32 protein-coding genes and 1 riboswitch are annotated in these 23,881 nt (G+C 45.2%); of the genes, 13 read left to right on the forward strand and 19 right to left on the reverse strand.

What is annotated here, in order from left to right; all coding sequences use genetic code 11:
• Position 1 precedes the first annotated feature (1 nt).
• The 12 genes from E2491_RS06750 to E2491_RS06805 all read right to left on the reverse strand — a co-directional run bounded on the left by E2491_RS06750 (position 2) and on the right by E2491_RS06805 (position 9,720).
• Positions 2-496: a DMT family transporter gene (locus E2491_RS06750; RefSeq protein WP_134374229.1), complete on the reverse strand. Its 495-nt coding sequence runs from the start codon at positions 494-496 to the stop codon at positions 2-4.
• Positions 493-1,173, reverse strand: coding sequence for a Crp/Fnr family transcriptional regulator (locus tag E2491_RS06755; protein ID WP_244093903.1), 681 nt, complete (start codon positions 1,171-1,173; stop codon positions 493-495). Before E2491_RS06755 ends, E2491_RS06750 begins: the two co-directional genes overlap by 4 nt.
• 9 nt (positions 1,174-1,182) lie before the next feature.
• Complete coding sequence (locus E2491_RS06760; protein ID WP_134374231.1) at positions 1,183-1,608, reverse strand: DMT family transporter; 426 nt, start codon at positions 1,606-1,608, stop codon at positions 1,183-1,185.
• 471 nt (positions 1,609-2,079) lie between these two features.
• Complete coding sequence (locus E2491_RS06765) at positions 2,080-2,391, reverse strand: hypothetical protein (protein WP_134374233.1); 312 nt, start codon at positions 2,389-2,391, stop codon at positions 2,080-2,082.
• Between the two features lie 133 nt (positions 2,392-2,524).
• A complete protein-coding gene (locus E2491_RS06770; RefSeq protein ID WP_134374235.1) occupies positions 2,525-2,962 on the reverse strand; it encodes an Asp23/Gls24 family envelope stress response protein in 438 nt (145 codons plus the stop codon).
• A 33-nt stretch (positions 2,963-2,995) separates the two neighbouring features.
• Positions 2,996-3,205, reverse strand: coding sequence for a DUF2273 domain-containing protein (locus E2491_RS06775; protein ID WP_134374237.1), 210 nt, complete (start codon positions 3,203-3,205; stop codon positions 2,996-2,998).
• 12 nt (positions 3,206-3,217) lie between these two features.
• A complete protein-coding gene (amaP, locus tag E2491_RS06780) occupies positions 3,218-3,769 on the reverse strand; it encodes an alkaline shock response membrane anchor protein AmaP (RefSeq protein WP_134374239.1) in 552 nt (183 codons plus the stop codon).
• Positions 3,770-4,162: 393 nt separating this feature from the next.
• Entirely contained in the window at positions 4,163-4,753 is a 591-nt protein-coding gene (locus tag E2491_RS06785) for an SCO family protein (RefSeq protein WP_134374241.1), read from the reverse strand.
• Entirely contained in the window at positions 4,750-8,424 is a 3,675-nt protein-coding gene (locus E2491_RS06790; RefSeq protein ID WP_134374243.1) for a cupredoxin domain-containing protein, read from the reverse strand. Before E2491_RS06790 ends, E2491_RS06785 begins: the two co-directional genes overlap by 4 nt.
• The gene (locus tag E2491_RS06795; RefSeq protein WP_134374245.1) at positions 8,421-8,720 is read right to left on the reverse strand and encodes a hypothetical protein; all 300 of its coding nucleotides are present in this window, start codon (positions 8,718-8,720) and stop codon (positions 8,421-8,423) included. The genes E2491_RS06790 and E2491_RS06795 overlap by 4 nt, the downstream gene beginning before the upstream one ends.
• 10 nt (positions 8,721-8,730) lie before the next feature.
• The gene (locus E2491_RS06800) at positions 8,731-9,021 is read right to left on the reverse strand and encodes a hypothetical protein (RefSeq protein ID WP_134374247.1); all 291 of its coding nucleotides are present in this window, start codon (positions 9,019-9,021) and stop codon (positions 8,731-8,733) included.
• 6 nt (positions 9,022-9,027) lie between these two features.
• On the reverse strand, positions 9,028-9,720 hold the full coding sequence (locus E2491_RS06805; protein ID WP_134374249.1) for a hypothetical protein: 693 nt from the start codon (positions 9,718-9,720) through the stop codon (positions 9,028-9,030).
• A 122-nt stretch (positions 9,721-9,842) separates the two neighbouring features.
• Here E2491_RS06805 and E2491_RS06810 point away from each other — a divergent pair, with 122 nt between their 5' ends.
• From E2491_RS06810 to E2491_RS06825, 4 genes are read left to right on the forward strand one after another with little or no spacing between them, the layout of a single operon-like run.
• Complete coding sequence (locus tag E2491_RS06810) at positions 9,843-10,247, forward strand: hypothetical protein (protein WP_134374251.1); 405 nt, start codon at positions 9,843-9,845, stop codon at positions 10,245-10,247.
• 13 nt (positions 10,248-10,260) lie between these two features.
• On the forward strand, positions 10,261-10,683 hold the full coding sequence (locus E2491_RS06815; RefSeq protein ID WP_134374253.1) for a hypothetical protein: 423 nt from the start codon (positions 10,261-10,263) through the stop codon (positions 10,681-10,683).
• A gap of 44 nt (positions 10,684-10,727) precedes the next feature.
• Positions 10,728-11,201, forward strand: coding sequence for a GNAT family N-acetyltransferase (locus E2491_RS06820; RefSeq protein WP_244093904.1), 474 nt, complete (start codon positions 10,728-10,730; stop codon positions 11,199-11,201).
• Positions 11,198-11,773: a nucleotidyltransferase domain-containing protein gene (locus E2491_RS06825; protein ID WP_134374255.1), complete on the forward strand. Its 576-nt coding sequence runs from the start codon at positions 11,198-11,200 to the stop codon at positions 11,771-11,773. Before E2491_RS06820 ends, E2491_RS06825 begins: the two co-directional genes overlap by 4 nt.
• Before the next feature lie 90 nt (positions 11,774-11,863).
• On the opposite strand, the gene E2491_RS06830 is transcribed toward E2491_RS06825, so the two are convergent.
• The 4 genes from E2491_RS06830 to E2491_RS06845 all read right to left on the reverse strand — a co-directional run bounded on the left by E2491_RS06830 (position 11,864) and on the right by E2491_RS06845 (position 15,584).
• Positions 11,864-12,340 carry a DUF2975 domain-containing protein gene (locus tag E2491_RS06830; RefSeq protein ID WP_244093905.1) on the reverse strand — a complete coding sequence of 159 codons (477 nt, stop codon included), beginning with the start codon at positions 12,338-12,340 and terminating at the stop codon, positions 11,864-11,866.
• A 305-nt stretch (positions 12,341-12,645) separates the two neighbouring features.
• Positions 12,646-13,620 (reverse strand): DUF4179 domain-containing protein, encoded by a 975-nt coding sequence (locus E2491_RS06835; RefSeq protein WP_134374259.1) that lies wholly within the window; start codon positions 13,618-13,620, stop codon positions 12,646-12,648.
• Positions 13,621-13,622: 2 nt separating this feature from the next.
• A complete protein-coding gene (locus E2491_RS06840; protein WP_134374261.1) occupies positions 13,623-14,213 on the reverse strand; it encodes a sigma-70 family RNA polymerase sigma factor in 591 nt (196 codons plus the stop codon).
• Between the two features lie 393 nt (positions 14,214-14,606).
• Positions 14,607-15,584: a ring-cleaving dioxygenase gene (locus E2491_RS06845; protein WP_134374385.1), complete on the reverse strand. Its 978-nt coding sequence runs from the start codon at positions 15,582-15,584 to the stop codon at positions 14,607-14,609.
• 178 nt (positions 15,585-15,762) lie between these two features.
• Between E2491_RS06845 and E2491_RS06850 the strand changes: the two genes are divergently transcribed.
• Both E2491_RS06850 and E2491_RS06855 read left to right on the forward strand, forming a co-directional pair.
• On the forward strand, positions 15,763-16,257 hold the full coding sequence (locus E2491_RS06850) for a hypothetical protein (protein ID WP_134374263.1): 495 nt from the start codon (positions 15,763-15,765) through the stop codon (positions 16,255-16,257).
• Positions 16,258-16,273: 16 nt separating this feature from the next.
• A complete protein-coding gene (locus E2491_RS06855; RefSeq protein WP_134374265.1) occupies positions 16,274-16,477 on the forward strand; it encodes a helix-hairpin-helix domain-containing protein in 204 nt (67 codons plus the stop codon).
• Between the two features lie 86 nt (positions 16,478-16,563).
• Here the strand turns inward: E2491_RS06855 and hxlB are convergent, their stop codons facing one another.
• Together hxlB and hxlA are read right to left on the reverse strand one after the other, a co-directional pair.
• Positions 16,564-17,118, reverse strand: coding sequence for a 6-phospho-3-hexuloisomerase (gene hxlB, locus E2491_RS06860; RefSeq protein WP_134374387.1), 555 nt, complete (start codon positions 17,116-17,118; stop codon positions 16,564-16,566).
• A gap of 3 nt (positions 17,119-17,121) precedes the next feature.
• Positions 17,122-17,754 carry a 3-hexulose-6-phosphate synthase gene (gene hxlA / locus E2491_RS06865; RefSeq protein ID WP_134374267.1) on the reverse strand — a complete coding sequence of 211 codons (633 nt, stop codon included), beginning with the start codon at positions 17,752-17,754 and terminating at the stop codon, positions 17,122-17,124.
• Between the two features lie 157 nt (positions 17,755-17,911).
• Between hxlA and hxlR the strand changes: the two genes are divergently transcribed.
• Entirely contained in the window at positions 17,912-18,277 is a 366-nt protein-coding gene (gene hxlR, locus E2491_RS06870; RefSeq protein ID WP_134374269.1) for a transcriptional activator HxlR, read from the forward strand.
• Positions 18,278-18,383: 106 nt separating this feature from the next.
• Positions 18,384-18,545 carry a hypothetical protein gene (locus tag E2491_RS17450; RefSeq protein WP_166805812.1) on the forward strand — a complete coding sequence of 54 codons (162 nt, stop codon included), beginning with the start codon at positions 18,384-18,386 and terminating at the stop codon, positions 18,543-18,545.
• A 215-nt stretch (positions 18,546-18,760) separates the two neighbouring features.
• Here E2491_RS17450 and E2491_RS06875 read toward each other — a convergent pair whose 3' ends face one another.
• Entirely contained in the window at positions 18,761-19,096 is a 336-nt protein-coding gene (locus E2491_RS06875) for a PH domain-containing protein (protein WP_166805813.1), read from the reverse strand.
• 173 nt (positions 19,097-19,269) lie between these two features.
• A riboswitch (TPP riboswitch) is annotated at positions 19,270-19,374 on the forward strand.
• A gap of 82 nt (positions 19,375-19,456) precedes the next feature.
• On the opposite strand from E2491_RS06875, the gene E2491_RS06880 reads away from it, so the two are divergent.
• From E2491_RS06880 to phnD, 5 genes are all read left to right on the forward strand, one after another.
• On the forward strand, positions 19,457-20,035 hold the full coding sequence (locus tag E2491_RS06880) for a YkoF family thiamine/hydroxymethylpyrimidine-binding protein (protein WP_134374273.1): 579 nt from the start codon (positions 19,457-19,459) through the stop codon (positions 20,033-20,035).
• A 4-nt stretch (positions 20,036-20,039) separates the two neighbouring features.
• Positions 20,040-20,612 (forward strand): ECF transporter S component, encoded by a 573-nt coding sequence (locus E2491_RS06885; RefSeq protein ID WP_134374275.1) that lies wholly within the window; start codon positions 20,040-20,042, stop codon positions 20,610-20,612.
• Positions 20,581-21,993, forward strand: a complete 1,413-nt coding sequence (locus tag E2491_RS06890) for an ABC transporter ATP-binding protein (protein WP_244093907.1) — start codon at positions 20,581-20,583, stop codon at positions 21,991-21,993. Before E2491_RS06885 ends, E2491_RS06890 begins: the two co-directional genes overlap by 32 nt.
• On the forward strand, positions 21,956-22,681 hold the full coding sequence (locus tag E2491_RS06895; RefSeq protein ID WP_134374277.1) for an energy-coupling factor transporter transmembrane component T family protein: 726 nt from the start codon (positions 21,956-21,958) through the stop codon (positions 22,679-22,681). The genes E2491_RS06890 and E2491_RS06895 overlap by 38 nt, the downstream gene beginning before the upstream one ends.
• Before the next feature lie 289 nt (positions 22,682-22,970).
• Positions 22,971-23,873 carry a phosphate/phosphite/phosphonate ABC transporter substrate-binding protein gene (phnD, locus tag E2491_RS06900; protein WP_134374279.1) on the forward strand — a complete coding sequence of 301 codons (903 nt, stop codon included), beginning with the start codon at positions 22,971-22,973 and terminating at the stop codon, positions 23,871-23,873.
• The last annotated feature ends 8 nt before the right edge of the window (positions 23,874-23,881 follow it).

Genomic DNA, 23,881 nt, shown 5'->3' on the forward strand with positions numbered 1-23,881 from the left:
CTCAGCCGTTTATTTTTATTGAGCGTCCAGTTGATGCCCGCACTCTTTTCTCCTGGCTGGACAGCCTCGGTCCAAGCTGGAATAACAGCACACCTGCGCTGATCATCACAACACCGACAAATGATTGGAACGTAAACGGAACCTTTTCAAGTTCGAACCAGCCCAGCGTATCCCACATTAGACCAAAAAAGATCTGAGACACCATGACAAGTGAAATCGCACGGCTCGGTCCGAGTGACTGAACGCCCTGTGTCACACAGGCTACAACACCAACACCTACTACGCCACTGAACCAGAACCACGGCTCGGCGTCAAAAACAAACAATCCTGACCCTTCAAAAGCGAGTCCCGCGGCAAAAGAGGCAAGAAACCCCAATGCCAGGACCAGCATCGTCGTTGACCATACGCTGACCTGCTTTTTCACATTCGCATTAAACGTGTTTTGCAGACAGACAAAGGCTCCGCCCAATAAAGCCAGCAATATTCCAATAATCATCGTTCATCCCCCTTTTCATAAATATTTTCCCCCGCTAATTCCAGGATGGAGGCACGATTTAAAATTTCGATAGAGCCCCTGGATTTTGTGATCCAGCCTTCTTTTTGAAACTGGCTCAGTACGCGGTTTAAATGACGATAGCTTGTCCCGATCAGATCCGCCATATCAACGAGTGAGGCAGATTCCATTTTTTCATTAACCGGGGTCATCGACAGCAGATAGCTCGCCACCCGGACATCAACCGGATACAGCGAATTAAAGTTCATCGTATGAGACTTTAATTCAAATTTTTTTGTGATTGTTTCAAGCAGAAACTGAAGCCACGCTGCATTGTGAGCCATTTCATGCCGTAAAATCGTATAAGGAATTTCAATCACGGTTGTATTCATGACACTTTCAACTGTATTGATCAGCGGACCGTTGCTTATATATTCAACGTCTCCAACAATATCAAGCGGTGTCTTAAACGCCAAAATCAGGCGTTTCCCTTCAGGTGACAGCATGGAAACTTTGACTTTTCCTTCTACAAGAATCAGCATTGCGGTCGCGTCCTCACCTTGCGTGAGCAACTTGCGTCCCGCAGGATATGTCCTCAATTTCATCTGCTGCTGAACATTATCCGGAAAAAGTCCGTCCATTTGAAAAACCTTTAAATAGTCAGAAGGTGCTCCTTTCACCTTTATCACCTATCCTTTCAATACCACCACGCCTGCGACCATCAGCAATAAACCAAGCATTTGCGTTTTGCTGATCTGCTTTTGACTCATATCAAATAATCCAAAACGGTCAATGATGACGGCCACAACGAGCTGTGCAATGAGAAATAAACTGATCGTCAACGTCACACCCATCAGATACACAGACGTCATGTTACTGAACAGTACAATAGCTGCAAATGCTCCGCCTGATGCATACAGCTTCGGTACCTGTCCAAGATCCTTCCATGTTTTATCTCTCATTGTGAGAACAATGATAACCGCGAGCACAAAGCCCGTAAATTGTGTCATGGCAGCGGCTTGCCAAGTTCCAATCTGCTGACCGATTGTCGCATTAGCCACACTCTGGAAAGTCAGAAAAAAGCCGCCGGCAAGCGCAAATAAAATACCTTTCATGATGCTTACACGTCCTTTCTGTTGCTTTCACTGTATATCCGTATTTTACCTTCAAAAAGGACATATGTCCTTTTTGTGTGAGGGAGATTGGAAGAATGCTGAGGCCTTGCTACGGCGGCTGGCGGAGGTAAACTTTTGCCGGTGGGCGTTAGGCGGCTGGCGGAATTCCTTCACTAAAGGGATTTATTCGAGCTTTCCAGATTTTTATTCAATTGTTTCAGAATTTAATTCCCTCTTATGAAAAAATGATTCCTTCACTACGACTCCGGCCAATGTTTTTCCCTTCACTTACCTACCATTATTCAATCACTCCCACTCATAATCCCTTCATTCCAGCGCAGAATTCTTTCATTCCACAATCCCCGCTATTTGCCGCGAAAACCAACAGAATTTATCCACCTCACCAATTCCGCGTCAAACCAACTTACTTTCCACACAAAAAGACAGCCCCATCAAAGGCTGCCTTTTATATCATCCTATTTTCTTCGTTTGGCAAATCGTTTCTGCGAATTGAAGCATGTCATCGTAAACTTCAATGTTAAACCATTCCTCCGGCGGAAGCAGGAGTGTCGGTGTTTTAGCCGGATTTCCCCCGGGACTGACTTTTAGAATAACCCGGTCCGCTTTCTTTTCCACTACTTCACCGCGGTTTCTAATACGAAGCTTTGCGTATTTATCCTCGATTTCCTGATAAATGTTTAGTGCTTCTGCAAATGAATTGAATTGGAATTGATGCATGTTTCCTTTTCCAATAATCACGACCTGACATAATTGGTCAGACAAGTGTTATTCATCTCCTTATTTTTTTGCGATCCGTAAAGCAAACGCAGCGGTCTGCTTTTTGGATCAAAATAAAAACGGCCAGGCGGCAAAATGCCCTGACCGTTTTTTGTCTTTTCTGATCCGGCTGAACGTATTAATCCAGCTGGCGGCTGTTTTCATTCTCTTTTTCAGCCTGACGATGCTTTTCCTCAAATTCCGAGCGTGTCATGACGTCTTCTACGTGCATGTTCACTTCTACTACATCCAGGCCTGTCATATCATTCACAGCCTTTTTGACAGCAGCAATCGTCTCATTAAAGATTGACGGTACACTTTTCCCGTATTCCACGATCACACTAATGTCGATCGCAACCTGTTTTTCGCCTACTTCAGCGTCAATTCCTTTTGTGATGTCACCTGAAGCACGGAAACGTTCTGTTAAACCGCTCATGAATCCTCCGCTCATGCCAAGAATTCCTTTAATATCATTCGCTGCAATACCAGCAATCTTCTTAATAACCTGATCTTCAAATGTTAGTGAATTTTTGCGTACTGTTTCGTTTTGTTTTGTTTCGGCTGTAGTTTGTGCCATGTTAAAAAACTCCTTTAATCGTTTAGTTTGAATTTATCTTCTTCTGGTGAAAAATTGGAACCAGCCATCGATATCAAGCTTCCCATCCCGCCACATGCCGACTAAATAGCCGAGCACTGCGAGCGTGACAATAAGCAGTGTTGGACCGAATCCAACTGTGATGATCAGGATGGCTAAAATGACTCCAAGCACCAGTCCGAGCAGTCTGCCGCGGTAAGGCAGCAGCATGTCTGTTTTATTCATACGATGCCCTCCTTATATCACGCGGGGAGACTGTGATTTAGTTGTTCTACGCGGATCCTGAATGTTAATCGACACCTTTTTAACAGGTACCTCCAGCAGGCTTTCGATCTGAACCTTGATCTGTTCCTGCATGGATTTTCCGATTGTCGGCAGTCCGCTACGATCAAAAATGTGACAATCCACATGTACAGATACTGTTTCTTTTCGTCCATGCAGTTTCGCATGAACTTCTGGTGAACGGACACCTTCAATCGAACGAATCGATTTCAGTGCAACGGATTCAATACTTTTTCTCGAAATATCGATATCCCCGATGCCCGTTTTTATTTTCATATACTTTTCAGGTGATTTTGCGAAAACGCCTGTCAGCAGCAGGATGATAAAAATCAATCCGAGAAAACCGCTGATGGATAGAATCGTGTAGATGTACCATGGTTCCGCTGTCCATCCAAGGATAGAGTCCGAAACAAATGGAATACGGTATGCTGATGCTGTCAGAACCGTGACGCTCAGTAAACCGGACACGCCTATCAAAATGAGTAAAAGGCGATTAAACGCATTCACATTCCATTACCTCACTCTCGAGTCCGGACAAACGAAGATGTTTTGCCCAGTCCTCAAAATTAATCACTTCTTTGGCCAATTCAGAAGGACTTTTCATCTGACCAGGTGGTTCAACCTTTTCTTCACGAAGGCTACGCGATCGCGATTCATCGTTGACTGGTCAGTTAGAGATTAAATACCTCGATTTGCAAGTTGGAAAACGAGGTAGAAGACTCACGAATGAAAAAAAGTAGTATGGTAATATATTTTTATTTCAAGATGATCGGATCCCTAAACTTATATGACTATAGTCACGATATTTCCATCAGAATCCGAGTCCATTTTCACTCTATCTTTTCAGTGTTATAAAAATAGCGAAAAAAAAAGAGCTGCAGTGAGCTCTTTTTACTTACATTATGATCCGTCCAGCAGCGATTGGATATCCTCCAGCAGCTGTTTTTTATTTACACTAGCGCTTTGAGTGGCCATTGGATACATGCCGCGTATTTGGTGTTGTTGATCGACCATATACAGCGTCGTGCTGTGGGCAATGGTCTGATCGTCCAGTTTCACAGACTGCATCTGATAATCCTTTGTTACGGCATCTGTTTCTTCTGCGGTGCCTTTTAGCCAATGCCAAATCCACGGATCAGCTTGAAATGCTTCTGCATATTGTGTGATGCGTTCTGCTGTGTCTTCTTCAGGATCTAGTGTAATGGATACCAGCTCCACCTTCTCTTTTAAACGTGGATTTTCTTTCACGGCGGTCTGCACGTCACTCAAATCACTCATTGTAAATGGACAGATGTCCGGGCAGGCAGTGTAGAAAAAGGCTACAATTTTGATTTTTCCGTTATGAGACGAGTAATGACCTTCCTGGAGAACTGACTTCATTTCAAAGGGCTGTGTTGTTTTTAACACCGGAAGACTTTGATCACCAGGCCAGATCAGCCAGCCGGTAATCAGGATACTAGACAGGAGCAGATACATCATCCTGCGGTTCATAATTGATGATCTGCGTTTCGTTTAGTACCAAGTGGCGGCAGATGCTTTTGCCAGCGTTCGTACACTCTGAAGAGTCCCCACATACCAAGCTCAATGTCCCATTGAATATTTCCTGAGCGATACAGGTAATCTCCAGAAAAACCGTAATAGCTGCCCGCACCATAATGCAGCTTCAGGTCAGCCGCATGTCCTGTAATGAGATGTCCGTCAAAGGATTTCACCTGTGATGTTAAATCCATCGCATCTGTGTTCCAGTAATGTCCGTGTATACGGAAGGTGTGTGCCCTTCTGCGTTCTGACGGGTTCGTGAGACGGATCGTAACAGGGTCACCAGCGTATGCTTCAAACAGCGGTGTTGAAGGGTCACCATGAACATCTGAACTGAATAGATCAGCGGTTTGATAATCATTCTTCATTCTGTGGACAAGTCTTTCCGTTCTGTAATTAAACCCACGTGATCCCTGATCGTACGTATCAAACAAGTCTTCTTCCTCTTCAAGCTGATCCTGATCAAGCAGGCCGTCAGCAGGGTCTGTGATCAATTCACCGATGTTATTAAGGAGTCGTGCTCCGTCAAACATGGTTAACACAAATTCTCTCGTTTCAGGCAGGAAAGGGTGCTTCAGCACAACGGAGGAGTCGCTTTCTTCCCCCTGTAACGTATAAGGATGAACACTCTCTGTGCCACGCGGTTCAGCGATAAATGTGCCAAATGTGCCAAGAGAACGGTGGTTCCTTAAGTCCGCCATATCCCACAGGCAGGATGCACCGAATGGCTGATCCACATACCAGCGATACGTGATGGTCTCACCAGGTCCAGCCGTCTGCTCAAAGTTATATCCCGCATTTTCACCAGATGACGTTTTCACATCATACTGAACGAGCTGCGGATGAAGTGAAATACGTAAGGACGGCGGGTAGTAAGCTTGTTCCTTTATTTCAGGGTAAGGCCAGATGCCATCTTTAAAAGGGAAACGATCCTCTGTCAGATAGCTGGTCAGGCTGATTTCCACTTCATCTCCTGCATTCGCACGTAAAATGAGCGGTTCAGGTGTTTGTTCCCCTCTCAAAATAGCCCCCATATCCTCTTCTCTTGCGAAAACTATAGCGTATGGGTCATGTTCGCCATACTGGCTATATACAACCGGAACGTGAAACGCAGCAACTCGGAATTTTCTGAGTGGTGCGCCTTCAGGAGCAGGGCTATTTAGAAAATCAGCTTTTGGAGGTATCTTCAGTGACGGGGACGGTTTTTCAGCTGATGCGTTCACAAACGGCTGATCCGGCAGTCTGATTAAGTCCTGCTGTGTTTCACCGTAAGATCTGATCAGTCCCCACAGCCCGTTCCAGATATCCTCCTCAGTCGCAAACGACCAGAGATAATCTCCATCATGGGTCGCCAGGGTTTCGAGTGTAAAAGATTCTGAAATGCCGATATGCTTCTGTGATTCATATCGTGTTTCCACGTCAGGACGTTCCGCTTTCCACCTCATGCCGTGGATGTGGAAGCTGTGCGACTCCTCCTGTGCCCCCTGAATCAGCCTGATACGAAGCGGATCGTTTTGATAACAGCGAAACACCGGGGTATAAGGGTCCCCATTTACAAAAGAACTGAAGGAATAAGCGGGATCAGCTGGACCATTGAGGCGGAACTGCAGTGGCTCACACGTGTAATTCACACCAAACACACCTGGATCGTCCTGGGATCCCGGATAGTCAGGCGGCTGTATAGGCCGTCCATCTTTGTTATATAAAAGAGCGAAGTCATGAACAAACAACGAGTAATCACGGTAGTCAGGAATGAGGGGATGAACGGCTGTAATTTCCGTTCCATGAATGACGGGTTCACCTGTAGCAGAATCTAAAAACGCAGTAAATCGCGGATGAATAACGCCGGATCCAAATACACCGTGCTGCTGGTGATGCCCCGCAAAAAGGTGATCGTGATAAAACCAGGCTTTCAATTCCACGTCCGCATAATATTCATACTGAATAGTCTGACCCTGAAGCACACTTGAGTCGTAATTCCAGCCGACATTGGCACCGTCATTAACGAGTACATCAAACTTCATGAAGTGAATATGAAAACCCGCTTCATACGTTCTCGTAAATAACTGAAAGGCATCACCACCTGCGACATCAGGCAGCCGGTTGGTAAACAGAATTCTGACACATGCCCCTGCAGGTGTATGAATGACCAGCGGCTCAGGCTTTTTATTTCCTGAAAGCACGGATTCCAGATCATCATCCAAAACAAATATTCTCCCCTTCGGATCATTCCACCCTTGCCGGTTATAGATAAGCGGCAGTTCAATGGCTGAGATCCGGTATTCAATGACAGGGGCTTCAGGATTAAAGCCGCACGGATCGGTAAACACGGCACCGGGACGCGGGTTCTCTATCGCTGCATTGCGCTCAAGCTCGGTCAGCCCTCTTCCTCCCACAATCCCAAGAGGTGGCCGCGGCGCTTTGAATCCAACTTTTCCAGGAATAAAATTCGGGAAGCCCGGTTTTTCCTTTGTAGGTTTTGGTGGCGCCGGACGGTCAGGAAGAGGTTTTAAAGCTTTTATACGGGTGCCATCCGGATAACACTGACTGCCGTCCTGCAGCGTATCAAATACCCGGTTCATCCCCCACATCCCTACATCAAAGTGCGGATACAGGTGACAGTGAACGATAGCATCTCCAATCGAGCCCTGCAGACTGCCGAGCCCATAAAGCGGCGCCACATCGTACCAGGATTGAGGACTGATGCTTTGCGCATCAACAATCTCTGACTCCTGATTAACAGGATCCTTCAGCCATTGATGCACATGATAGTGAAACACATGCGTTTCCTTCACACCGCTGTGAACGACCCGTATTACAGCCGGATCCCCCTTATACCCTCTTAAAACAGGTGTAGCAGGATCGCCGAATACCCAGGAATCATGATGCACTTCTTCCCCCTCACACTCAGGGCACACGACACCTTCCTCGATTAATTTCTTACGGTTACCAAGTGGCTCATACCGGAAATTCACCGCATGCGTGGATTCCCTCTCTTCACCCGTCATTAGATCAAGTGGCTTGTTTCCCGTCAGATCCTTTGTTTCCATCTCATCATGAAAAAGCCAGCCATACTCGCGGAAGGACGGAAGAAATGGGTGATGAATATCAGCGAACGGACCCGAGTTGATGGTCCCCCCTGTTTCCGGATGTGTCCACCAGGAGCCGCGTTTCTGCACAAAAAGTGCCCCGAATAAACCATTGCTGTTTGACCCTTTTTCACCGCTTGCGGGATTTCCTAAATCTGAAAACGGATAAACGCCGGCATGATTCAGCCGAAACCTGTACAGCTTTCTCTCGCCCTTTTTGACAAGTGAGGAAGTATTAAACCCCGCATCCGTTCCATCGGACTGCATCACATCATAATCAGCCTCCTCTAAATGAAAGCCTGTCTGAAACGGGAGTTTATTTTCAAACAGAACTTCCAGGACATCCCCTTCATTTGCCCGGATCATTAATGGCTGAACAAGCTCAACAGGTGTAAAAGGATTTTTCCGGACAAGCTTTCTGACCTTCTTCTCATTTTCTTTCAACACATACATCATGCCATTCGGGTTATAGTCACCAAACTGATTCAGCACGATTCTGATGGGAATGGCTACAATATGAAAGAAACGCCTCATCCGCCTCCACCGTTCTCCCCTAAAACTGGAATAGTCGGCCAGCCTTCCTGTTCCAGATAAAACACTTCAATGTCATGGATGTGAAGATTCCACACACGATTTTCAAGCTCTGCCACATTTGTTGTTTCCACAAAAACCATGACATAATCATCCAGCACACCTCTGATCGTGCCAATAAAAAAGAATGGAAACGAAGAGGTCAGTGCCAGCATTTTTGTTCCGGTATGATTCGTAAAAAGCTGGATCATTCCTTCTTCATGGCGATCATTTGAGGTCATATTTTTTTGATTCAACATGCATTCTCCTTTACGTCAGCGGAAATACTTTCTCCGGACCGAAATTTCGTGTGAAATGAGCAATATTTTCGAGCGGGATGCTAAGGGGTGTCGGGAAGGTAAAAAAAGGTGCGGTCACCATTTTGATCGTGACAGGATCTAATGTCAGATGCCCCTCTCCTACTTCTCTGACAGTGCCTGCAAAAATCGGCCTGAATGTTTGACCAAAGAGATTAAGCTGATCTGATTTCGTTACCACCAGAATGGACTCCCCAATCACCACACCGAGCTCTGCAGCTCTGCTTTCATTCGTTGATGTCAATCATCATCACTTCTTTCTTTTATGATTTTGATAAAACCTTGCTTTTCTCAATGTCTGAAGCTCTTTATACAAAACTGTTTTTCGTTCTCCAAGTCCTTTTAGCACCACATATTCCTCTGTCGCTTCCTCCAGCCTTCCTGAAAAAATCGTCCCGCCTGCCATTTCTGCCTTAAGCCAGTGACCCTTCCACCGGTCCAGACTGGTCATGAGCGTTTCTTCGTAAAACAGCTCTCTCAGCTTTAATCGTTTTGAAACCGTTGCGCCAAAATCCCGAAGCAGCTTTTTCCGCAGATCATTATCAAAGAAAATCTGCTGATGCGTCGTATCGAAATCAGGTGAGTCAAAAGGGAGCGTTGCCTCTTTAACCGCGGTATAAGGGATCCAGATCCGCTCAAGAAGGCTTGTCAGAATAAAAAAGTCACGTCCAACATCTGATACTTTCCCTCGTATTGCTCTTTCTGTCAGCAGCCTGATTTCCACCTGCTGATTTCTTTTTTCCTTTAAGAATGTCTTCAGAAGACGAATTCTGCCCTTTTCAGGCTGGTGCTTTGCAAGTAAAAAAGCGTTGGCCAGTGCCAGGTATTCTTCCTGAAGCCTGATCTGTTCCGTTGTTCCATTACCTGCCGGGGATGAAAAAGCCTTCTTTTTTACGATCTCATCCTGCCATTGTGTCATTTCTTCCGGGGTGTGATTGTACATCGTTCTACCCTCCTTTCAGCTTTTATCAGCATATTCACAACAGGGCGGTTGCGAATGGGTTTCACGGTAAACAATCGCCGTACATAAGATGTATGAAACTGATATTCTCCGGAGGCGTTTTAATGCTGCCTATTCTGTTATTTCATAGTCTTTTAACGCTGGTCATTATGCATCATTGTCTGGTATACCGTGATCGTACCGGATATCATCTGGCCATGAATGTTGCCATGCTGACTGGCGCTTCAACCGGCATCATTATGGGAATTGGTCTGATGGCTCTATTTCCTTTTCACTTTGTCTTGGTAACCATCCTGTCTGCCTGTCTCGGTGCATGTGCTGGCCTGATAAACGGATGGTTTTACGATCAGCAAACGGGTTTTTCAGGATTGAGCAGTGGTTTTATGGCTGGCTTGATGGGACCAATGCTTGGTGCTTCCACCGGATATGACATTTTATTTGTGTGGGGGATTGAAATGCTGTATCTGATGCTACTGGTCGTTGCTATCCTGATGATTCCAAGGTCCTGAGAGGAGATTAAGGATGTTTTTTTTCTTAATGATTCAATTGCTCATGCTGGTGGCCTGCCAGTCTATTTACAAAACCCGGTCGTTTAGTTCGGAGAGATATGCAGATGCGTATGTCACCCTCATGGGTAGCACATACGGAATAAGCATGTCTGTCTGCATCGGAATCTATTTCAGTGCTCCGCTGTGGTCAGCTGTCCTTCCCCTTGCAGCAGGCTTTGGATTCGGCTGGCTGAGCGGTAAAGGAAATGCTGTCATAGCAGGTGCCATGTCTGGACTGTCCTCCGGATTAATGGGCATCATGCTGACCGCTGCATTAGAGAATCCAGCCCTATGCGGGATTCCGATCCAACCTGTTAATCATCAGTTGATCCTCGTTTTGGTGACAGGCTACTTCGGTGTCAGCGTTCTTTTTTCAGGCAGGATTCAGGAAAGATAAATGGGATTTTATGTTATGATATGTTAAAAACGGAGTGACAATATTTGAACAGAATTACTGATGAAAACAGAACCGATATCAGGTTATTTTTCAAAGAACATTGGGGAAGCAGTGATATGGTACTATCCACCGGCACTTACGATTGTTCCTCGTTGGAAGGTTTTTTCTCAGGTGAACCGCACAGCATCACTGGTTTAGTCACTTATGTGATTAAACCAGACGTTATTGAGGTGATTTCGCTGGACAGCGTTGAACAAGGCAAGGGAATAGGCAGCCAGTTGATGCAAGAGGTTGAAAAAGAAGCCCTGGATAGAGGGATGAAGGTAATTGAATTGATCACAACCAATGATAACCTTCAGGCGTTGAAATTTTATCAAAAACGGGGCTACTATCTCGCTGCACTTTTCCCTGATGCAGTTAAGAAAGCACGTGAGAAAAAACCATCCATTCCGCTGATCAGTGAGGATGGCATTCCAATACGGGATGAAATTCTTTTGCGTAAGGAACTGATCATATGAATATGGATTTTAAGCAATGCCATGAAATCCGAAAGTTAATGACTGATTTTCCGGCTTACTGGTTTATGGCCGGCGGCTGGGCGATAGACCTTGCGATCGGGCGAAAGACGAGGGATCATCATGATATTGAGATTGGCGTTTTGCGAGGTAATCAGCAGGCTGTATTTTCTTTTTTTACCGACTGGTCGTTTCGGAAGGTAGTAAGAGGCGAATTCCATTCATGGCAAGGTGAACAGCTTGCGCTTCCGGTGCATGAACTGCATGGTGGCTATCAGGGGCTAAACCTTGAAGTTTTGCTAAATGAACATGATCAAAAGGATTGGATTTTCAGAAGAGATCAATTGATTAGGCGACCACTCGAAAAAAGCATCTTACATTTTGGTGGAATCCCCTGCCTTGCACCGGAAATCGTCCTTTTGTATAAGGCCAGTAAACCGCGTGCAAAGGATGAAGAGGATTTTGAGAATATATTACCGTTTCTTCAGACTGATCAGGCATCCTGGCTGAATGATGCTTTAAAGATACATAAACCGGATCACCACTGGATCAACGAATTAAAATGTTTCACGTGAAACAAAAAAAGAACGTACGAGAACTGCCCCATAAAAGTTAGACTAGTTTTTAACTTTTATGGGGCAGTTCAGAGACGTTCTTTTTTTACGTCAAACTGTTAAATCCAGTTCAGACTTCATCGCGGCTGCCTGTTGTGAAAGCTTTCGCAAAACCGTGGAAAAAATGGCAATGACGGCTGAAGCGAAAATGATGCCTAATCCGAGAAGAGCAATCCCCGGGTGAAGCACGCTTTGTGTCGCAAGCATGACGGCACCGGCAACATACAAAATGATAATTGTCTGAGCACAGTAGCTGATTGTCTTAAAATGGATTGCTGATCGACGTGAAAATGCTGCTTTTTGCTGGATCAAGTTTAATAACAAAAACGACTGATAAATGGCGATAAAAAACGGAATCAGAGTGCTGTAAATTCCGAGAAGAACCGGCCATTTCAGATAAGCGTATGCCGGGTCCATTGCCACACTCTGGTCTGCTGCATACGGAAGCAAAAACACACTTAATGCGATGATGGTCAGACTGATGATAACAAGCGTTGCTTTTAAAAAACGAATTGAGTTTTTACTCAAGCTAGACACCTCCATATATTTACTTTTGTTTTATCATAACATATTTTTATTGTTTTACGATAAATTTATTCGAAAAAATCGAAAATTTTCCACTTTAAAATAATGAAGCCAATAAAACGTGCCAGATCATTCCTTCGCTTTCCGCGGCCGCGCGGTGAGCCAGCTAGTGCTACGCACTACGCTGTCTCACCTGTCGCTTCTCTGCCGCAGGAGTCTTCGGAATGACCTGGCACTTTTTGTTTTTTAAAAGGAGAGTCATTGCTTATAAAACAAAAACATAACCCAATTAACCAGGAAAGGACTTTTTAAGGAGATATGATGATTTCATCACCCAATTTTACTTCGTTTAATTCATCATATGGTGTAAGAATAAACTCTTCAGGAATATCCCCTTCAAACCAATATCTGATCATTGAAAGTGAGTCCTCCGAAACACCATCAGTCTTTATATCTATCACAGACTCATTGCCCGAATTTATTTTTAATCGAAATGAATCTTCTAGACCAGTTGCATCAAAAATGACCAAAACTGATGCTGGACCCACTGCAAGTTTTTCAAGTTCGACTTTACGTCCATCATACAATGTGACCGTTTGATCTAACTGGATTTCTTGCACGTGACTCTTCATTTGCTCTCCTGGAAGGTTTAATGTAAATGTCCATGGATTCTGGATTATTTCAGGGTCTACTTCACTTCTTAATACTCTGTTTATTTCTAGTTCCAATTGAAAGTCTTGGCTTTCAGGAAGATCATAGACATCAAATTCAGAGTAGATGGTAAAGGCATTTCCCGGTTCATCAATAGATTGTCCACCTGATGGATAGGAGATATCCTGACCGTTCAGCTTTGCGTTCCCTAATAAATGTTCTCTATAACTAAACTCCACCCCGGCAGCTGGTTCAAATGTTGAGCTGATCAGGATGCGTCCTGCATCGAGCATGATTTCATTCACCGTCAGTTTCCCGTATTCATTTTCTGCTGTTTCTCCAACCTGGACTTTATAAGCTGAGTAATCGGGTGGTGAAACCTGATTGACGAATTCTTCAATGGTTCCGCCGACATGTGGCTGGTCTGCAACGAGTGGCTCAGATAAGTAAAAGCTGATCGGGATGGCGGCGAGCATGAGAACCGCAACTGTGATGACTTTTAGGTTATGACGCTTTTTCGGTTTGAGCTTTTTTTGTATCCTGCGCGCCCATTTCTTCTGCTCGAAATGGGACAGCTCATCGAATTCTTCTATCTCCAAATTCAAGTTATTTAACTCGTTATAAATACTCATCCCTACACCTCACTTCTTGATATCAGCATGTGTCTGATTTTTTTGCGTCCGCGTGAAAGTTTGTTGTGGATCCATGATTCTCTCACATTCCATTGCGCTGCGATCTCTTTTGATGACTGACCATTGCCATAATACTGACGGAATAGTTTTTGTTCCTCAGCGGATAAGGGGGCGAGCAGTTCTTCAAGGTCGGCTTGTTCCCGAGCGTCCTGTTGTGAAAACAGCTCATCCGTCAGTTTTCCATATGACTGTTCTCTTTGCCTCTGCCTGATTTGTTTTCGCTGGTAGTCAATGGCTTTATATTTTGCCACAGCCGCCACCCAGTGTTTTAACGTATTTTTAGCGGGATCATATGCCCCTATGTTTTGCCAGATGGCAAGAATCGTATCGTCCAGACATTCTTCAAAATCCTGATCCTCAACGGTGAGCTGTTTTCGGATAATCGATTTTATGAGTCCGCCATACTGCTGAATGAGAAGAGCGATCGCCTCTTCGTTTTGATTGTGTAAAAGGGTTATTAGCTTTTGATCGTGATCCTGCATGATACACCCCGTTCCTGTTTTACTCGGTACCTGTCTGTTAATACGATTCATTTTCGCAAAAGCTATCAGAAGTCCTTTAAAAAGTTGGGATTTATGTAAATTTGATTCAGTTGATGTTGGACGCGGCGTTGAAACTGCTTGATTTAGAGCGGCTTGGTTTCGCGCCAAATAGAGGTGGCCAACAAGGATTCCTTCACTGCCGTTACTTTTTCAATCGTTCCAGATTTTTTATCCTTCTTTTGAAAAATTAATTCACTCGTTAAGGAAATTTATTCCTTCATTTAGTCCACACCTCCTATTTATCCCTTCACACCCGAGACTGATTCCCTTCATTCCCCGCTCGGATTCCTTCTTTTCAAATCACGATTCCTTCACTCCCTCCTCTCACCTGCGCAACAAAAAAACACCCCACGACTCGTCACGGGGTGCTTCACTAAAGAATACTTATTCTTTTTCAAATGTCTTCGTACTTCTGACGGTATCAATCGGTCGGACCATTGCCTCGATTTCTTCCCGTTTCGGCTCAAGAAACGGCGGCAGTGACAGCTTTTCGCCAAGCGTTTCGTATGGCTCATCGCCCATAAAGCCGGGTCCGTCTGTGGCAAATTCAAAGAGGATCTGCGGCGCAACGCGGACGTACAGAGATTTAAAGAAAAAGCGGTCTACGAAGCCGGATGTCGGAAACCCGAAGCCTTTCATGCGCTCATCCCAATCATCGAGCATGTCGCGATCCTCAAGGCGGAAGGCGGCATGATGGACCGTTCCGTATCCCTGCTGCGCCTGCGGCAGAAACGTGTTGTGCTCCACGATGATTTGCGAACCGTTACCTCCCTCCCCTGTTTCAAACAGGTGAAAAGACTTTTCCTCCGCTACTTCTTTAAACAGCAACACTTTTTCAAGCATTTCTTTAAAATAATCGAATTGCTCAACACGGACAAAGATCGGTCCCAGTCCCGTAATCGCGTACTCCAGCGGAACCGGCCCATTTTGCCATGGGGTGCCTGGTTCCACGCCCTCATTTCCTTCATCTGAAATGAGCTGGTATTGCTGATCATCGAAATCAACAAAGGATAAGGTCTTTTTGCCAAACTGCTCTTTTACCCCTTTGTGCTTTACGCCGAGGCGGTCAAAACGCTCGACCCAATAATCAATCGCCGCATCGCTTGGCACACGAAAGGACGTTTTGGAAATTTCATTGGTGCCATGATTTCCTTTTGGAATGCCTGGAAAATCAAAAAAGGTCATATCGGTTCCCGGACTTCCAGTATCGTCTGCAAAGAACAGGTGATAAGTCTGAATGTCATCCTGGTTGACCGTTTTTTTCACGAGACGCATGCCGAGTACATACGTAAAAAACTCATAATTTTTCTCCGCGCTGCTGGTGATCGCTGTCACGTGGTGGATTCCCTTTAATTCTTTAATTGACATGCTTAAAGCCCTCCTTCAAGTCAGTTCACTTCTGCATCTAGCATCTTATGAACGGGTGATTTGTGCAAGAATTCTGTTTCATGGAGTGTTCCCTATTCATTTTTTGACGAAATTCCTTCATAATAGACCAAAGTCTGAATTTAGCCCTGTGAAGAACGAAAGGAGGACAAGGATGAAGATTCCGAAAGTTGATTTTTATTTCGGCGCGCTGCTGTCTCAGCTTGTGAATAGAGGCTACACACCTGTCATGAAGGAAAGCGGTAACGATCGTCGCATCTATGCGCTTGAAAAGGATTCGGGAAGCTACCTGATTTATGCCAAGTATTCATTTACGCCCCGTCTAAAATCGGAATCGAAAATCTGGACATTCTTCTTTTACGATACCGAGCTTGAAAAGACGCTTGGTCAGGACGGACGCTATTTATTTGCCTTCATTTGCGGGGAGGATGATCTGAACAATTCGGAAATTCTGCTGCTGACTGAAAGTGAAGTCATTGAATGCATCCAGACCACTGATGAATCGAGTAAATGGCTGACGATTGAAATGGCGAACCGCAAGCGGACACTGACGATTCGCGGGAACGCCCACACGAAAGGAACCCCCTCTTTACGTATCCCGAGAAGTGCAGATCAGCGGTTGGAGGATTTGCCAACGATGCTGTTTTAGATTGGAGTGAGTGAAGATGGCAAACAGAACACCACTGCCTCAACATTTGAGTCAGCCAGCAAAGCGCGCATTTGCGCAAAAAGAGATTAATTCACTTGAAATCGTTGCCCACTATACAGAAAAAGAGCTTCTTGCACTGCACGGCGTCGGTCCGAAGACCATCCGTCAGCTAAAAGAAGAGATGGAGAAACAGCAGCTTTCATTTAAGTTGGATGAGTGACGATGTTCTGGTGATGCTGAAAAACAATTAAACAAATATGCATATGTGAATTTACAGCGAAAAAAGAGCCCGTAAAGGCTCTTTTTTCATTCAAGATTGGCATGCTTTCCATACATTTGATTAGAATCAAGCCCCCGCTGATCCATGATGCTTAAAATGACCGCATCATAAAACAGGAGAAGGGTTTGTTCAAAAAGGGATCCCATTGGCTGAATGGTCTGCTTTTCGTCCTCCTGATCCTTTTTGGCACCAGGCAATTTCACAGCTACGTCTGCCAATGCACCGATCGTTGAATCGGGTGTAACGGTTACAGCTGCGACTATTCCGTTTAGCTTTTTCGCTTTTTGCACGACAGGAATGAGAGAGGATGTTTCACCGGAACCTGTACCGATAACAAGGAGATCTCCCTCTTCTAAATTGGCTGTGACAGTCTCGCCCACGACATAAGCGTCAATGCCCATGTGCATAAGACGCATTGCAAAAGCCTTTCCCATTAATCCTGAACGGCCCGCTCCTGTTACGAATACCTTATCAGAAGCCAGGATCTGATCAGCCAGATGTTGCACATCCTGATTGGAGATTTGTCCGGTTGACTGATTCAGTTCATCAACGATGGTTGTTACATAGTCAGCCGTTTTCATCATTTATGCTCCTTTGATCAGCCTTTGCATTTCTTTGGCCGTTGCCTTTTTATCATCCTGTCCTGTAATGCCGCCGCCAACAATGACGAGATCCGGCTGTTGTTCAATCACTTCCGGCAGCTGCTCGAGCTTAATTCCGCCTGCTACAGCTGTCTTTGTGTTTTTCACGACGCGCTTGATTGTCGCAAGATCCTTGAAGGAATCCTGTCCAACCGCCTGAAGGTCGTAGCCAGTGTGTACGCAGATGTAGTCTACGCCAAGAGCGTCCAGCTCCTTCGCACGGGTTTCAATATCTTTTACAGCAATCATATCAACCAGTATTTCTTTGCCCTGCTTTTTCGCTTCCTCAACAGCACCTCTGATCGACTCGTCCTCTGCCGCGCCTAAAATCGTGATGATATCCGCTCCGGCTTCTGAAGCCTGACTGACTTCATAGCCTGCTGCATCCATAATTTTAAGGTCAGCCAAAACAGTCAGATTTGGAAATGCCGCTTTGACTTCTTTTACGGCCTTAAGCCCTTCATTAATGACAACAGGTGTACCGATTTCGACGACATCAATATAGTCCTCTACTTCCTTCACCACTTCAATTGCGCCAGGAATGTCTACAAGATCTAATGCTAATTGTAACTTCATCGATAACCCGCTCCTTTTAAAATGATTGTATGATGCTGTCTTAATACAGCATGTGGGCAAGTATACAAGCGTTGTTACCAAATTGAAAGTACGCAATCTTATGTGATATAGTGTCTAAAAGTATACTAATGGATCATACTGGGCCGGAGGAGAGCACATGCCACATTTTGAAACACGTTCATTTAACTGTGAAAAGGAATTAACACTTGCGATTATTGGTGGTAAATGGAAGATGCTGATATTGTGGCATTTGGGGAAAGAAGGAACGAAACGGTTTAGTGAGTTAAAAGAGCTGATTCCCGGGATTACACCGAGAATGCTCGTTAACCAACTACGCGAACTTGAACAACATGGAATCGTGCATCGTGAAGTGTATGCGGTAGTTCCACCAAAAGTAGAATATTCTTTAACAAAACACGGTGAATCATTGATGCCGATCCTGGAAGCGATGTATGCCTGGGGGAAGGATTATGTGAAGGACGTTCTTGGAGACGAAAACCTGATACAGCCTGATGCAAAATAAATCAGTGTCCCTGACTGAACGCATGAGGGAACATCGATAGCGATTAAATAAAGTCTGCGGTGATATACTATTGGTAATAAGCACGTGAATAGGAGTTGCATGAAAGATGATGACTTTTATTTTGATTTTGTTCGTGTTTTTTGTCACCTTTTGCATTAGTGCTTTATTTAATGTGCTGTTTAATACGATGCAGGGGCGAAACTGGTTTTTTTCAGTGGTGTTCAGTTTCGTGGTTGCGGTTGTAGGTGTGTTGATTTTTCAGCCGTGAAAAAGAACTCGAGGTCTTGTACGAGTTCTTTTTTTGAGTATTAAATGGATAAACCGCGCCGGAACGGGACCATCCTATTCTTTACTTTGTCTAGCTTCGGGGGGCAGGGGCTAATTATTTTTAAAATCATTGTACACGTCTATCAATTTTAAAAATCGCAGCAGAATAAAAGTTTCGATTTAAACTATCCTGCAAAGGAACACTATTGATATGATTCATTTTTGGTTAATGATTTCCACCAGCTCGTGACCATTTTTGTCCATGAGGTGTTTAAATTTTTTTGCTCCTCCGTTCAGTTTCATGTAGATATATGGACTGAATATCCACTTTTTCAGTGCCGCGCGCTCAATTTTTTCATGGGTGTAGCGCTCGATTAGATCATATCCTCCTACTGCGTCTGCTACAAAAATGACTTCCTTTTCCGTTACTGCGAGAATGCCCGGTCTTGCCACCCGGCTGTAAATATAGGTATCCAGGGAACATCTGATATGGGCAAGTATACGATCGTTATCAGATAGTTGTTCCTGAACATGTTTTAATGTCATTTGCATCAAATCACCCTCCATTTCCCATACTAGTACCCTTTCTGCATAAAATTAACCAAAATAATTTTTAATAAATTTACATTTAAAGCAATATTATTAATATAGCATTCTACTTTTTAATGTTGCGCTTGTTAATAGTTGGTGATATAGTGGTCGTGCATAGAAAAAGTTCATACCGTTATCTGCACTGGGGGTGCTTATGTAGCTGAGATGAGAGCAATGGCTCCGATCCCTTATGACTCGATCAGGATAATACCTGCGTGAGGAAGTGTAGTGACTTCTCTTCATATACAGCAGGAGCAGTGACTACATCTTTCACGGATGTGGTCTTTTTTTATGCGAATGCTCATATAGGAGGAAGTTTAAATGGAATGTGGAACGAGTAAGATTGTCGGGTGCCGGTTTTCACTGCATCCGATGACAGGAGATTTTATTTCAGTGATTAAAGGAGCGCTTGAGGCGACCGATTTGTCGGCTGTGTGGCGTCATACAGATGATGTGTCGACTGTGATTCGCGGACAGGAGCAGCACGTATTCAATGTCATCAAAGCGATTACGCTTCATGCTGCTAAAACGGGGGCTCACGTGGCGATGAATGCCACTTTTTCGGCGGGTTGTCCCGGGGATACAGCGGGTGATGTGTATATGGACGTTGATCCTGCTGTGAAAAATCATGATGAGACGAAGCAGTATGTGTCTTCTCAGTTTGCGCTTTATCCGATGAATAATCCGGATTATATGAGTGTGATTTATAAAGAGGTAGACCGTGCAAAAGAACGCGGCGTGTTTAATGATTCAATGCATTACGCGAGCGGTATCCACGGTGATATTCACGATGTGTTTACCTTTTATGAAGAGACGTTTGGAAAGGCGCGTTCGGATGAACACCGTCACCTGGTCATGACGGTTTCGATGAGTATTAACAGTCCGTCGCATAAGGGCTGAGTTAATGTTAAAGTCGTGGAAATTGAAAGAAGTCGTATTGATGTCGCTATTTGCTGTTGTATTCGGAATTATTTATCTGATGTTTTTACACCTTGGAAACGTATGGTCAGCAGTGATTGGGCCAATCGCCTATGAATGGATTTTCGGGATATGGTTTATTGTCTCGATTATTGTGATGGCGATTATTCGAAAGCCGGGTGCAGCGGTAATTCCTGAGACGATGGCTGCTGCCATTGAAGTGATGCTCGGAAATGCGGTTGGACCTCGTCTTATTTTAGCCGGTGTCATCCAGGGACTCGGGGCAGAAGCAGTGTTTGCCGCAACACGTTATCGACAATTTAACCTGGCGATTTATATGATGGCTGGCGCAGGCGCGGCTGTGTTCAGCTTCGTCTATGGCTATCTGCTTGGCGGTTTTGCAGCGTTGGCACCTGAGTATGTACTGCTCATGTTTGTGATTCGTGTGATGAGCGGTGCGATTATTGCAGGTATTGGCGGTAAGTATTTAGTAGATGCATTGCTTGCGACAGGTTCTTTGCGTGGTTATGCGATTACAAAACGTGATGCGCATGCCTGATGTGATTGATTTACAAAATGTTTCGTTTCAGTTTCCTGAATCGGAAAAGCCTTTGTTTAGTCGTCTGGATTTTCACGTGAAACAAGGTGAAAAGGTTGTGATTACCGGGCCAAGCGGCTGTGGTAAATCGTCGTTATTGTATTTGCTGAACCGGCTTTATCCCGCTAATTGTGACGGGATTCTTTCGGGCAGCGTGACGCTGTTTGGGCGTGACGCCTCGGAATATGAACCCGGTGAAATCAATAAACGGATTGCGACTGTTTTTCAGGATCCCGACAGTCAGTTTTGTATGCCGACTGTGGAGGAAGAGCTTACGTTTACGCTGGAAAATGCAAAGGTTCCGGCTGGTGAAATGGATCAGCGGATCACAGCCGTCCTTGAGGAAACCGGGTTGAGTGACTTCAGACACGCTGTGATTCAAACCTTATCAGGCGGACAGAAGCAGCGGGTAGCGACTGCCTGTGCCTGGATCATGGAGCCTGATATTCTACTGTTGGATGAACCGCTCACACATCTGGATCCGGTGACAGCTAAGGAATTTGTGGCTTGGCTTAACAAACTTCATGCGTCACGGGATCTTACTGTGGTGGCGATCGATCATCAGGTCGCATTATGGGATGGATTTTTTGATCGTGAATGGCAGATGGAAGCGCCGAAGCAGGAGCGCCCTCAAGTGCTTCGGCAGGTGAGCAGTGAGGCGGCCGTGAGTTTAGAGGTTCATGAGCTCGCCGTCTCCCCTATCCTCTCACCTGTGTCGTTCTCATTGAAAGAGGGCTCAATCGGGGTGCTTGCGGGACCGAACGGCAGTGGTAAGTCTACGCTTTTAAAAGCGCTGTGCGGCTTAAAATCTACCGGCGGCAGTGTGAAGCCTGACAGAATAGGCTACGTGCCGCAGTCTCCCGAATTTCTGTTTTTAACAAAAAGTGTTCGTGAGGAGCTTGCCTTCGGTGGAGGTTCAAATGTGGATCAAATGCTTGAACGCTTATATTTAAACGAAGTGGCGGATGCTCATCCTTTCGCTGTCAGTCACGGTCAGAAGCGGCGCGTAGCCATTGGTGCCATGCTATGTGACGGACGACCGGTGATTGTCATGGATGAACCGACTGCCGGACAGGACGCGGCAGCCTTGCAGGAGCTTGAATCATTGCTGGTTGAGCAGGCAAGTGAAGGCGTGACTTTCCTGATTGTCACGCATGATATGAATTTTGCTGCGCGCGTAGCAGATCAGGTTTTACTTTTGCGAGAAGGACAGCTGACTGGCATTTTTACGCCGGAGAAGGTTTGGCAGGATGAAAAGCTTTTATGCGAACACCGTTTACTGCCACCAGCGGGAGGTGAGCGTTATGCGGCAGTGGCTTCACCGCATGAATCCTTCTGTTAAGTTTGTGATCATCACGATTTCGATGATCACGATGGCGTTTTTCTTCAATCCATGGACGCCGCTCGTATTCTTTTTTGGTGTTGTGCTGTTTCAGCTCGCATTTGCAAAAGTATCATGGAAGATCTGGGGGCTGATGATGCTGCCGTTTTTACTCGGTGCCATCGGTTATTTCTGGACGACACTCGTATTTGGCAATGACAACGCTGATCCGATCGGCACGGCTTTATCATTGAGCTTCCGGGTGCTCGCCTTCTCCAGTTTGTCATTACTATTTGTTTTTACGACAAAACCGGTTGACTTCATTCTGAGTTTGATGCAGCAACTGAAGCTCTCGCCGAAGATCGCCTACAGCATTTTGGTCGGGTATCAGTTTCTTCCCGTCTTAAAAGATGAATTTGTTCAGATCCAGCAGGCGCAGCAGTTGAGGGGTATTGTAAAACCGAAGTCCCCTGTTAAAGGGATACTCGCGATGCGTCACGTGCTGATTCCGATGCTTGCCGGCGCTGTGAGAAAAGCGGAGCGAACCGCCTTTGCAATGGAAGCACGGGGATTTACCGGCGACAGTGATCGGACATTTTATAAACGGGTCACGATTGGACGGACAGATTTCTGGATGACAGTCATGTTTGTCCTACTCGTTTTGATCAGCATCTATGCAGGCATCACGGGGCCGGCTATTCAGAAGTGAATAGCCGGTTTTTTTATATGGAGACGTGTGGAGGTTCGAAAGATTTCCGTCGTTGTTCGCAGAATATCGGTGCTGGTTCGCAATATATTTAGGCTGGTTCGCAGAATGATAGACGACGTTCGCAAAATATCAACACCCTTTCGCAGGATTGTGCCATTTGGACTATCACTTTAGAGTTGGGGGGTCTGTCCCTGAAGTCTACCTCTACACTCATCCCCACTTTACACACCTCATCAATAAGCATAAAATTATTCATGTTAGAAAATTCATTTGAAATGAGGAACGATTTATGAAAAAACGTTTTTTGACGGCGGCTGCGCTTTCGACAGCCTTAATTCTTGCTGCGTGCGGGAATGCTGAGGACAGCGAGGACAGCGACCAACGAAGCTCCGATGAGGAAGCCTTTACGATTGGCGTGATTCCGGCCCAGACTGAGGGTGAAATGGAAGGCGCAATGAACAAGCTTCAGGAGATTCTTACTGAAGAACTTGGAAGAGAAACAAAAATTGATGTATATCCTGATTACAACGGCGTCGTTGAAGCGATGAATTATGACCAGATCGATATGGCGTATCTTGGACCTTTGACGTATGTCATTGCCCAGGAGCGCAGTGATGCAAAAGCGATCATCACACAGCTTGTGGACGGCGAACCGTTTTATCATTCCTATATCATTACCCACACTGACGAATCATTTGAAACGATTGATGACCTGTTAAGTGATCCGGCTGCAGTTGATTTTGCATTTGGTGATCCGAACTCGACTTCCGGTTCTCTGATTCCTTCTATTGAGTTGCAGGATCGCGGCGTTTATGAGTCGGAGGACGACTATGATTTTAATACAGTCCGATTTACAGGCTCACACGATGCAACTGCGCTTGCTGTGCAAAATAAGCAGGTAACGGCCGGCGCAATCGATAGCGCCATTTATAATCAACTCATTGAATCCGGTAAAATTGATGAATCCCAGTTGAAAATCATTTGGGAATCGGAGCCGTTATTCCAGTATCCTTGGGCTGTAACAGCAGGCACGGATGAAGAAACCATCAAGACGCTTCAGGATGCTTTTCTGGCGATTGAAGATCCTGAAATCCTCGACGCATTCGGTGCATCAGGATTTACGGAAGCTACACCTGAAGACTATAACAGTATCCTGGATGCCGCTGAAAAGCAGGGCATTTTAAATGAATAGAGCTGATC

The organism is Jeotgalibacillus sp. R-1-5s-1, assembly GCF_004405105.1.
Lineage (GTDB): Bacteria > Bacillota > Bacilli > Bacillales > Jeotgalibacillaceae > Jeotgalibacillus.